Source organism: Pseudoalteromonas rubra (assembly GCF_000238295.3).
Lineage (GTDB): Bacteria > Pseudomonadota > Gammaproteobacteria > Enterobacterales > Alteromonadaceae > Pseudoalteromonas > Pseudoalteromonas rubra.
In genome coordinates, this window is the sequence record NZ_AHCD03000044.1 from 1,376,376 (window position 1) to 1,388,597 (window position 12,222).

At 39.8% G+C, this 12,222-nt stretch carries 6 protein-coding genes; 3 read left to right on the forward strand and 3 right to left on the reverse strand.

The annotated features are described in order from the left end of the window. The first annotated feature begins 105 nt into the window (after positions 1-105). Entirely contained in the window at positions 106-312 is a 207-nt protein-coding gene (locus PRUB_RS26320; protein WP_010381332.1) for a PGPGW domain-containing protein, read from the forward strand. Positions 313-361: 49 nt separating this feature from the next. On the opposite strand, the gene ppsA is transcribed toward PRUB_RS26320, so the two are convergent. Beyond that, positions 362-2,740, reverse strand: coding sequence for a phosphoenolpyruvate synthase (ppsA, locus tag PRUB_RS26325; RefSeq protein ID WP_010381334.1), 2,379 nt, complete (start codon positions 2,738-2,740; stop codon positions 362-364). Positions 2,741-2,880: 140 nt separating this feature from the next. Here ppsA and ppsR point away from each other — a divergent pair, with 140 nt between their 5' ends. Further along, a complete protein-coding gene (gene ppsR, locus PRUB_RS26330) occupies positions 2,881-3,690 on the forward strand; it encodes a posphoenolpyruvate synthetase regulatory kinase/phosphorylase PpsR (RefSeq protein ID WP_010381336.1) in 810 nt (269 codons plus the stop codon). 33 nt (positions 3,691-3,723) lie between these two features. Here ppsR and PRUB_RS26335 read toward each other — a convergent pair whose 3' ends face one another. Then, entirely contained in the window at positions 3,724-5,079 is a 1,356-nt protein-coding gene (locus PRUB_RS26335) for a class II 3-deoxy-7-phosphoheptulonate synthase (RefSeq protein WP_010381338.1), read from the reverse strand. Positions 5,080-6,036: 957 nt separating this feature from the next. Between PRUB_RS26335 and PRUB_RS26340 the strand changes: the two genes are divergently transcribed. Beyond that, positions 6,037-6,909, forward strand: a complete 873-nt coding sequence (locus tag PRUB_RS26340; protein WP_040644869.1) for a DNA replication terminus site-binding protein — start codon at positions 6,037-6,039, stop codon at positions 6,907-6,909. 3,557 nt (positions 6,910-10,466) lie between these two features. Here PRUB_RS26340 and PRUB_RS26345 read toward each other — a convergent pair. Continuing rightward, positions 10,467-11,681, reverse strand: coding sequence for a hypothetical protein (locus PRUB_RS26345; protein WP_010381348.1), 1,215 nt, complete (start codon positions 11,679-11,681; stop codon positions 10,467-10,469). Positions 11,682-12,222 lie beyond the last annotated feature (541 nt).

Genomic DNA, 12,222 nt, shown 5'->3' on the forward strand with positions numbered 1-12,222 from the left:
AGTGCCATTACAAATCCGGAATTTTTCGTTTTGTTACATTTAGAAAAAGAATGTCTTTGGGATATGGAGTACGCTTAAGGCAAGCAAAAAACCAACGAGGTGAGTATGAAAAAGTTATTTTTGAATGTGTTAGCTGCAGTGTGTGCCTTGCTGGCTTTATTATTTATTGTTGTACCAGGCCCTTCCATTGTTTTTTTGTTAGCCGGCCTTGTTTGTTTGTCGCTCAATTACCCATGGGCCAGGGATTACTTAAAAAAAACTCAGGTTGGATTTAAGGCAATTTGCGTACAACTTGATAAACGGTTGAGATAGTCTGAAAATAAAAAAGGCCTGTAAAAACAGGCCTATTTAATAACTAGTTTTATTGAGCTTTGTTTTGCTCGGCAAGATATAGCCAGGTTTCAAGCACTGTGTCAGGGTTAAGTGACACAGAATCAATACCTTGGTCGACTAACCAAGCTGCAAAGTCTTCATGATCCGATGGACCCTGACCACAAATACCAACATATTTGCCTTTCGCTTTAGCTGTTTGAATAGCCATAGAAAGTAGCTTTTTAATAGCCGGGTTACGCTCATCGAATAAGTGCGCAATTAGACCTGAATCTCGGTCAAGACCTAAAGTTAGCTGAGTAAGGTCATTTGAACCGATTGAGAATCCATCAAAATATTCAAGGAACTCTTCCGCCAATAGTGCATTTGAAGGTAACTCACACATCATGATTACTTTCAGGCCATTTTCGCCACGCTTAAGGCCGTGTTCTTCAAGAAGCTGAATAACCTGTGCTGCTTCTTCAAGTGTACGAACGAAAGGTATCATAATCTCGACGTTGTCCAGACCCATTCCGTTGCGAACGCGCTTAATAGCTTCACATTCAAGTGCGAAACACTCACGGAAATCTTCCGAAATGTAGCGTGATGCACCGCGGAAACCAATCATTGGGTTTTCTTCTTCCGGCTCGTACTGTTGACCGCCAACTAAGTTTGCGTACTCATTTGACTTGAAGTCAGACATACGAACAATAACACGCTCTGGCGCAAACGCTGCTCCAAGCGTTGAAATACCCTCAACCAGTTTGGCGATATAGAACTCTACAGGAGACTCATATCCAGCAATGATATCTTTGATTTCAGCTTGCAGATCTGCTGGCTGCGTATCAAAGTTAATAAGTGCTTTGGGGTGCACACCGATCATGCGGTTAATGATGAATTCCAGACGAGCAAGACCAATTCCCGCGTGCGGTAATTTAGCGAAGTCGAAAGCGCGGTCTGGGTTACCCACGTTCATCATTATCTTCATAGGAATTTCAGGCATTGAGTCAATGCGTGATGAAATGACTTCAAAGTCTAGTTTACCCTGATAGATGTAACCTGTGTCACCCTCGGCACATGAAACCGTTACTTCGTCGCCATGTTTAATAGTATCCGTTGCATTACCGCAGCCCACTACAGCTGGAATGCCCAGCTCACGCGCAATAATCGCAGCGTGACAAGTACGACCACCACGATTGGTAACGATCGCCGCGGCACGCTTCATGATAGGTTCCCAATCAGGGTCTGTCATGTCTGTAACAAGGATGTCACCCTGCTCAACTTTGTCCATTTCATCGATAGAGTTAAGTACACGTACTACACCGCTACCAATTTTATGACCAATAGCTCGACCTTCGCAAACGACATTTGACTTTTCTTTAAGCTGATAGCGTTCCATAACATTTGCGTCTTCATTAGAACGCACTGTTTCAGGGCGAGCCTGTACGATGTAAAGCTTGCCATCGTTACCATCTTTAGCCCACTCGATGTCCATAGGACGACCATAGTGTTTTTCGATGATCACAGCTTGTTTGGCGAGTTCTTCTACTTCGCTGTCTGTGATGGAGAACTGGTTAGATAATGCTGGTTCCATATCAACGATCTCAACTTGCTTACCGTGAGACTCGTCGTTTGAATACACCATTTGAATTGCTTTGGAACCAATGTTACGTCTAACAACAGCTGGTAGGCCTTTAGCTAGTGTTGGCTTATGGACATAAAATTCATCGGGGTTTACAGCACCCTGTACTACCATTTCTCCAAGGCCGTAGCTTGAAGTGACAAAAACCACATCTTCAAAACCAGACTCTGTGTCAATGGTGAACATGACACCTGAAGACGCTTTGTCTGAACGGACCATGCGCTGAATACCGGCAGAAAGCGCAACGCCTCGGTGGTCGTAGCCCTGGTGAACTCGATAAGAAATTGCGCGATCGTTGAACAGGGATGCAAAAACGTGCTTAATAGCAACCATTACTGCGTCTATGCCTTTCACGTTCAGGAATGTCTCTTGCTGACCGGCAAAAGATGCGTCTGGCATATCTTCTGCTGTGGCTGATGAACGTACTGCGAAGGAGACTTCGTTGTTTTCATCACCGTGGAGTGACGCGTAAGCTTTACGAATGGCTTGGTCTAATTCTGGCTGGAATGGTGTGTCGATTACCCACTGACGGATTTGGGCGCCGACTTTGGCAAGTTCGTTGACGTCGTCAACATCGAGAGTATCGAGTATGGTGTGGATCTTTTCATTGAGGCCTGATTGCTCAAGGAATTCGTTAAAGGCGTCTGCCGTTGTCGCGAATCCACCGGGTACTTGTACACCTGCATTGGCAAGGTTAGATATCATTTCACCCAGAGAAGCATTTTTACCACCAACTCTAGGTACGTCTTGCATACCTAATTCTTGATACCAGAGAACGTAGTCTTGCACGGAACTGTCTCCAAAACAAATTGTATTTAATGTGAGAGAAAAATTGACCTTCCTATAGGTCGAAGGCATTCTACAACTTAAAGCATAGCGACGTAAACCGCGACGCGAAAAAATACTAAAAAAGTAATTTAAAGGTTAAAATGAGAACTGCATTTTATATATCAGACGGGACGGCGATTACATCAGAAGTATTCGGTCATGCCACCCTATCTATGTTCCCCGTCGACTTTAATCATAAAACCATTCCATTTGTTGAAACGGTCGATAAAGCAGAAAAAATCAAAGATTTAATCAATGAAACTGCAAAAGTGAGTGGCGAAAAACCGCTGGTATTTTTCACTTTTGTTAATCCCGTTTTGTCAGATATCATTTTGGCATCCGATGGTGTTTGTTATGATTTCCTATCCTATTCGAGTGAAATTGTAAAAAGAGAATTGAAGGTAGCACCTGTGCCAAAAGTTCATAGGACACACAGCATTCACGAAGCGACCTATGACTTCAGAATTGATGCAGTCAACTATGCTTTGGCTAATGACGACGGCGCAAACGTTAAAGATTACGAAAAGGCAGATATTATTTTGGTTGGTGTGAGCCGAAGCGGAAAGACGCCAACCAGTCTTTATCTTGCTTTGCAGTACGGTATAAAAGCGGCAAATTACCCAATGACAGAAGATGACTTGGAAAAAGGGACGCTACCCAAGTGTTTGACAGCGTTTAAACACAAAATTTTTGGTTTAACGATCGATCCTGAGCGCCTGTCTGCAATTAGGCAGGAACGTATGGCCAATTCTCGTTATGCATCCATTCGACAATGCAGGATTGAAGTGAGGGAGGTTGAAATGTTGTTTAAGAAGAACAGAATACCGTACCTCAATTCAACAAAATTTTCTGTTGAAGAGATATCCGCAAAGATTATGTCGGAAACTAACTTAGAGAGACGTAAATACTAACAGAAAAGGCCCCGTAGGGCCTTTACTATTTATCTAGACGCGATTTCTTGCATCTTTGAGTAAATCTGCAACCAGGAAGCCGAGCTCCAGGACCTGATCTGCGTTTAAGCGTGGGTCACACTGAGTACGGTATCGTTGGGCTAAGTCTTCGTCTGAAAGACCGTATGCGCCGCCAATACACTCCGTTACGTGCTGACCCGTCATTTCCAGGTGTACACCACCAGGATAAGAGCCTTCAGCTTTATGTACTGCAAAGAACTGACTGATTTCACGCAGTATATTGTTGAAACTGCGAGTTTTGTATCCTGTGCTGGCTTTTTCTGTATTGCCATGCATAGGATCTGAACTCCATACAACTTTGCGCCCTTCTTCTTGCACTTTTCTGACCAGCGCTGGTAGTTTTTCGGGTAAGATGTCTGCACCCATACGAGTTATCAAGGTCAATCGGCCTGGAATATTCTCAGGGTTGAGTGCATCAATGAGCTGAATAAGCTCGTCTGGCTTCATACCTGGACCTACCTTCACACCAATCGGATTCTTAATACCTCTGAAAAACTCAATGTGTGCGTGGTCTAACTGTCTTGTTCTCTCCCCAATCCAGACGAAATGCGCTGAACAATCGTACCAGTCGCCACTGAGGTGATCACGGCGAGTTAGCGCCTGCTCATAACCTAACAATAGAGCTTCGTGAGAAGTATATAAATGTGTTTCTTTAAGGCTTGGTGCGACAGTCGCATCGATGCCGCACACTTCCATAAACTCCAAAGCTTCCTGGATCCTATTTGCAAGCTGTTGAAACTTTTCTTTCATTGGATTAGCAGCAACGAAGCTCATATTCCAGCGACTAACCTGATGCAGGTCTGCAAGGCCGCCTTGTGCAAAAGCTCGTAGCAAGTTAAGTGTCGACGCGCTGTGATGGTACGCAGTCAACAATCTTTTGGGATCCGGTATACGAGCCTCTTCTGTAAATTCGAAACTGTTGACGATGTCACCTCGGTAAGATGGTAAAGCAACGCCATTGATGGTCTCGAAATCAGATGATCTTGGCTTAGCATATTGACCAGCCATTCTTGCTATTTTTACAACTGGGCATTTTCCGCCATATGTAAGAACGACAGCCATCTGCAAAAGTGTTTTGAAAGTGTCTCTGATATTAGTCGCGCTGAAGTCTGCAAAGGATTCAGCACAGTCGCCACCTTGCAATAAAAACGCTTTACCTTCACACACGTCAGCCAGGCTTTTATAGAGACTGCGTGTTTCTTCAGCAAAAACCAGAGGTGGAGCTGCATTAATTTGCTTCTCTACTGATTCTAACTCAATTTTATCTGGGTATTCAGGCTGCTGAACTATCGGGTGATCTCTCCAGCTATCTGGACTCCAAGGCTTCATATTTTTTCCTCATTCCTCATTAGTTACCTCAAAGGCAAGGTACCTTATAGACGCTGAGGCTTCAAGGATCTTTCGAAGAATTTAAAGGATAATTCAAAAAAGCAAGAACACATCATACAATTAAGCATTTCATGTTTATTTCACCACCTGTGCCATGATTTAGAATTTCCGACAAAGAGCTAAGTTTTTTCTCTGGTAGTTCTAATCGAAACGATATTTTCTTACATATGAATTATGTTAAATCTGCATTGCTTTCACCTGACTCCCACTAACGAGGTTGCTAAGAGCTTTAGCAACAGCTGAGCGTATTGCTAATTTCAATTAATCAGCAAAACCGGATATAACACAATTTAAGCTGGCCTTAATTTTTTTAGGCTTTATTTTGAACTACCCTTTCAACCTAAACATTAGAAAACATTAGAAAACATTCTATGAAAATTTAGATTATGAATGCGCTAGCTCGAATATTATATATCTGGTCCTCCGATCCGGTGCTTTAATGTTTGAGCGTCGATTTAATGCAACTAGGAACTCTGCAGAATCAAATAGACGATGCTCATCACCAATATATACATGAGAAATCCATCTCTCAGAAATTTCAAACGTAGAGTTAATCTACTTATATCCCGAAGATTATTTGGCATACAAACACCACTGGCGGTGTATTCGCAGATTTAGAGACAAACCTTAGTACCCTCCTCAACTAAGACGCAATTTTTTCGTAATAGATTGGAAGACATTTAAAAAGTAGCCATAAGAGTGGATAAACTAAATTAATGTTGCTTGAGTAGAGGTGAATGTATATTATTAAAGGAACACATCATACATTATATGGTAAGTATATTAAACAGCACCGAGCAAAAATTTAGTATCAATAGCCAAAACACTAAGCTCATTAATTTTTTTTCTAACAAGGTGTATAATACTGATCTGTTCTATACAACTAGGCTCTTGATTATGAAAAGTAAGCTTTCTATACGCTCTCATTTTGACTACCTTTTTGAGCAAATCTCATTATTTTGTGAAGAAATTAAACAAGCAGACATAACTCAAGCTTACTATTTCAAATTACCTCCAGTACAAAAAAAAGATGAACTATCTGCACCAGATAGTGTTCATGTAGAAAAGTTAGCAGGTCAGGATGCATTCAACCATTGTATCTCTTCCTACAAAGATCTTTTTATTGATAAAAAAGAAAGTGGCAAGGTACTTACCAGACACCCTGGGATACTTTTAGTAAATGATCCCAAAAACGAGATACGAAATAGACTGGTAGAAATAAATTTAGCAAAAGATGCCTTTAAAGAACTTATTCTTGAAATCACAAATAATGATGCACGGTTTGAAGCAGTACACAGTGCAGTTCCCAGCTTAGTTACGCTAGCAGCATATAGAAAAATACACTTCGAGCAAGCTGTTCCCTATTCAGTACGTTTCACCTGGATGACAAAACACTCTACCAAAACACTCTCAAAAAAAGCAGCTCTTGATATACTTCAGCGGTCTTCTCAATACACAAACCCCAGAGCAATTGATCAGAATAATTGGCAGTCAATTGTAGAGCAAGAGCGTGTTAGAGTTTCAAGTCTATCTGATTCTGCAAAGTTAAGGATCAGACGCCCAACTCGAGTGAGCCCGGAAGTAAACGTTCGTTTTAGCGCAAAAAATAGGTATCACGTGAGCGGTGCGTTACCTTTTGTTTTGCTAAACCCTCAAAAAGAAACAAAGATTGGTGAATTGAAAAATTACAGTCGTGATGGCAATGATCCAAGGAAAAAAGAATACAATTACCTGATCGAGAGAATCTATTTAGAAACGATTAACGGTTGATTCTAATTTAGTGCTCTATTTGTGATTAGGCATTTCACTGCATTCTTAGGCAAAAAGTGATAGGAGATTAAGGTGCCACAAAAAACAAAGCTTACCTAATTTCGATAAACATCACTTTGCTTAACAGTGCTGGCCGTATTTACTTTTCACTGGTCGAGTCGACGGAAAGCCATATATTTTTGATTAGAATCTAAAATAGGAGAAATGCTCCTTCTTACTACATGCCAAAAAATCTCAGAAACTGCTTTTGATTTCGCTCTTATCTATACACCTGAATATCTTTAGCTTTGTTTGAAAGTTACTAAAACCTAGTTTGCGCAAACAGGATTCATTTTAAATTAGTAACTAATATGCTTATAAGTGAATGCTAAAATCTTTTTATGTTAGTAAGTATCCACATACATTTTAATGGCTTTCATAAATGCTGTGTATGTTCAATTTTGTCTGTATTCCCTATTACCAAGATGATATCCAAGCTTTGATTGATCAAGTTTCATCTAACCTCGCTTGCTAATCAACTTTGAAATCGAAGAATGCTTGGCACAGGTGATGTGTAAGTACCTACTTACTTATGCTGACAAAGCAGTATCAAAAAAGACTAAATTCATATGACATTTCAAGGTTACAAGAACTTTTGCTTTGCGAACATATTATAGATATTAGTTAAATCATGTATGCCCTTCTATTTATGGCAGGTATCTAGCGCAACAGATCTCCTTACAACGGAAACTTAAAGTGGTATAAATCTCACCCAACAGGAACACATCACTAAAAAAGTAAAATTAATGAAGCTCCTATTCACATACCTTAACATCCATTCTTCTCAAAACACCTGACCAGGCTAGATATTTAAGCCTTAAAAGTGATGTCGATTATCACACACTTCAACTAATTTCAGTCGTCTAATGGAAGAGAAAACGCACAACAAAGTACACACCATAGGCATACCTTCATTTTAAAACGCCTAACAAATTATTGTTCTTTTAGTCCCCTGAGAAAAAACAAATTAGTGAGGTGCATTATCCACCGGGCCGACCCATTTCCGTCAAGCAAAGGGGTAGACAACACATGAGTAAAAGAACACATCATTAATCTAGGAAGCTAACATTCGATACCGACCCTCGATCACCTCGTCAGTTTGGAAAGCCTACCAAATCAATGCTCTTTTTACCTCCTGAAAAAAGACAAATTAGTGAAAAGCATTATCCCCCGGAACAACCCATTTGCATCAGCCAAAGGAATCAGCAACGCCCCAAAAGAACACATCATTAATTTATTAGAAAAATAATAGTTCAACACTCACCATCGAGTATATCGTTAGTTTAAATGGCTCAACAAATCATCGTTCTTTTTGCCCTATGAGAACAGACAAATTGGTGTGGCGTATTGTCACCTGGGCCAAACCATTTTCGTTAACCAAAGGAATAAAGAACACATCATTAATTGAGAAAATAAATGTTCAATGCTCGTCATCGAGCATGTTATCAATTTAGTATGTGAATATTCAATGCTAATCATCAATAACGTCATCAGTTTGGAAGGCTTACCAAATCACTGTTCTTTTGACCCCGTGAGATCAGACAAATTAGTGAGGCGCACTATCACTCTGGCCAACCCCTTTCCATCAACCAAAAAGATAAACAACACACGAATTAAAGAACACATCATTAATTTAAGAAGTGAATATTCAATGCTAACCATCAATAACGTCATTAGTTTGGAAGACCTAGCAAATCACTGTTCTTTTGACCCCGTGAGATCAGACAAATTGGTAAGGCGCATTATCACCCGGGCCAACCCATTTCCGCCAACCAAAGGGATAAACAACACCAATTAAAGAACACATCATTAATCTAGGAAGTAAATATCCAGAACTCACCCTCGATCACGTCATTAATTAGGAAGGCTTACCAAATCACTGTTCTTTTGACCCCGTGAGATCAGACAAATTGGTGAGGCGCATTATCACCCGGGCCAACCCATTTCCGCCAACCAAAGGGATAAACAACACCAATTAAAGAACACATCATTAATCTAGGAAGTAAATATCCAGAACTCACCCTCGATCACGTCGTCAGATTGGAAGGCCTACCAAATCACTGTTCTTTTGACCCCGTGAGATCAGACAAATTGGTGAGGCGCATTATCACCCGGGCCAACCCATTTCCGCTAACCAAAGGGATAAACAACACCAATTAAAGAACACATCATTAATCTAGGAAGTAAATATCCTGAACTCACCCTCGATCACGTCGTGAGATTGGAAGGCCTACCAAATCACTGTTCTTTTGACCCCGTGAGATCAGACAAATTGGTGAGGCGCACTATCACTCTGGCCAACCCCTTTCCATCAACCAAAAGGATAAACAACACACGAGGAAAACAACACATCATTAATTTTGAAAGTAAATATCCAGTGCTCACCCTCGAGCACGTCATTAACTAGGAAGGCTAACCAAATCAATGTTCTTTTTACCTCCTGAAAAAGACAAATTGGTAAGGCGCATTGTCACCCGGGCCAACCAGTTTTCGTAAACCAAAGAGATATACAACACACGAGGAAAAGAACACATCATTAATCTAGAAAATGGATGTTCGAAGCTCCCCCTCGATCACGTCATCAATTTGGAAGGCTTACCAAATCAATGCTCTTTTTACCTCCTGAAAAAGACAAATTAGTGAGGCACATTATCACCCGGACCAACCCATTTCCGCCAACCAAAGGGATAAACAATACACGAGTTAAAGAACACATCATTAATTTAGGAAGTAAATATTCATCACTCACAATCAGCCACATCGTCAGTTTGGAAAGCTGACCAAATCAATGCTCTTTTTACCGCCTAAAAAAAGACAAATTAGTGAAAAGCATTATCCCCCGGAACAACCCATTTGCATCAGTCAAAGGAATCAGCAGCGCCCCAAAAGAACACATCATTAAATAAGAAAATGAATACTCGATGCTTACCACAGATCACATAATCAGTTTGAAAAGCTTAGCAAATCAATGCTCTTTTTACCCCCTCAATAAAGAACACATCATTAATTTAGGTTACGAATAATCAATACTCACCCTCACCATAAGTCAAAAACGCTTAACAAATCATCTTCCTCACTTAGATCCCTTGAAAAAAGACAAATTAGTGAAGAGCATTATCTCCAGGAGCAACCCATTTCCGTCAACTAAAGGCATGGGCAAAACACCAATAAGAACACATCATAATTCTCTAGACCACTATGAACAAAAGTGGAGTGTTATTCTCCGTCAGAGCCAAAGTTGCCCACGCTTTCAGATAAATAGTTGTTGCTACATTTTTACAATAGAGGAACCTAAAATAGACAACCAACCCAATTATTAAGAACACATCATATAAATATTACAACACTTAAAATACAACTCTACCTATACTATTAAAGAAGTTTTTTAACAGGAAAAAGAGAAACCAATACGCAATCTTTTAGGGGAATTAGTAAAATATTAGAGAACGCTTGACTATTTAACATAATAAAACGTTCTAAGAGTAAAGAAAAACAGCATTGTTTATTTTATAAAACGGCTATTTTTTCACTATTTCTTCGAGCGTATCTTCATCAATTACTTCCGCATTTTCTACAATGCGCTTACCACCTTGAATCTCAATACGCTTATTGTGTTTATTTAATGCTAATATTTCATCACAAAACTGTGCAGATGGATGCATTTCATACACATAATCGATGATTTTACCACTTTTATCATCTTTTACATTTGAAATATGGTACTCAGAAATAGCCCCTTTTTCGATCAGGTCTTTCATCGTTGTAGTCATATCTCTGCGTAATGCTTTCAATTTATTGTCGGTTATTTCATCATCTGGATAGATAGAACCGTACTTTTCCATAATGGATAAAAGCCGAAAATGGTACGTTTTACCAGGAGCTGCATACCTCCACAAATGATACAATCGAAGCATCATCCAGCGAGATAAACCACGTTTTAGCTCTTGTGCACTATTGAAGTAGTAGCCCTTATATTCCAAATTATCGATCATATTGTGAACGAAAGCATTAAGACAGGCCACACATTTTACGTTTCCGCCCTGCCCTTTCTTTCCACTAAAATGCAAAGAAGACAAAAAGTTCATATTAGACTCATAAAATGAGTCATCAATATCTGTACTTTTAGTATCTGTAGCGCGGTATTTGAAAGAGAGTTTAGATCCTTGAAGCGCCTCCAAGGATTCTTTAATCTGTGGGTAAGGCATTGATTGGCCAACAGCTTTTAGCTCTTGGGCTAGCTCATTCATAGAAAAAATAACCGCATATTGAATACCGGACTTAAAATTTATTTTAACTATCTTGCCTTTCGAGGCAAGACGAATTAATGCCCGTTCAACCTTCTCTTCTCTATCCGATGGCCAGACTAAGAACTCAGCTTCTTCACCATCTTTTTTACTACTCACAACCGCAGGAGTGATTTTTAATTCACCATCATACAGTATGCCATCGACCTTTTCAGAAATACGCCTGGAAATAATTGTTTTCTTTGGAGCCTCTTCTAGAGGTAATTTTTTGTAACCAGAGCGGACAAAGCGCCCCCAAAGATCGTAGTGATTAAAGGTGTTAGAGTAAGCTCGCAAACCATGGTTAGGACTTTCCAGCGAAACGCGTACATCTTTGTTATCAGTGAACAGCGCTAAACTCTCGTTATCAGTTGCACTTTCAACACCATGGATCTGACCTCTAAGGGAATCAGGTAAATTATCAACCGAGATGTTTACCTTGCGGCTCATTTTATTACTTCCAGAATTTTGTGACGGTTAATGACAACACATTCACGATCAAAAGTTAATTGTTTAAGTTAGTAAAAAAGTGATCTAGGCAAAAAAACCAAGATGAGATCAATTTTTTACTAACTGATGCATGATTCAGGATCCATATTATACCAACTGTGACTCAAAATCCCCTTAGAACCCCTTCGTTTCATGTTCAATTCAAGCAAATATAGCCTCATCTTAGAGTTGCTGTGGATAAAACACGATCCAGCTAGTAAGGATCCGATCTATTCCAAGTAGGGATCAGATCTATACCGATTAAAAGACCTAAAGGATCTTATAAAAGTGCATAACTTCATGAAATCACTTAGTAAAATATGGATCTAAGCACCTTAAAAAGTGGATAACACTGTGCATAAGCTGTGACAACAATAGATTTTTAAAAAGAGGTTGGTAAAAACCCGATCTATGAGTACACAAAGATCTGATCTTAACCAAGTATTATCTTGATCCAATAATAGGTTAATATATTCAATAAAAACAGATGGTTAAAGTCTTT

Coding starts and splice junctions, on each gene's coding strand:
- ppsR (WP_010381336.1), top strand. CDS start 2,881: ATGAGAACTGCATTTTATATATCAGACGGGACGGCGATTACATCAGAA.
- PRUB_RS26345 (WP_010381348.1), bottom strand. CDS start 11,681: ATGAGCCGCAAGGTAAACATCTCGGTTGATAATTTACCTGATTCCCTT.
- PRUB_RS26335 (WP_010381338.1), bottom strand. CDS start 5,079: ATGAAGCCTTGGAGTCCAGATAGCTGGAGAGATCACCCGATAGTTCAG.
- PRUB_RS26340 (WP_040644869.1), top strand. CDS start 6,037: ATGAAAAGTAAGCTTTCTATACGCTCTCATTTTGACTACCTTTTTGAG.
- PRUB_RS26320 (WP_010381332.1), top strand. CDS start 106: ATGAAAAAGTTATTTTTGAATGTGTTAGCTGCAGTGTGTGCCTTGCTG.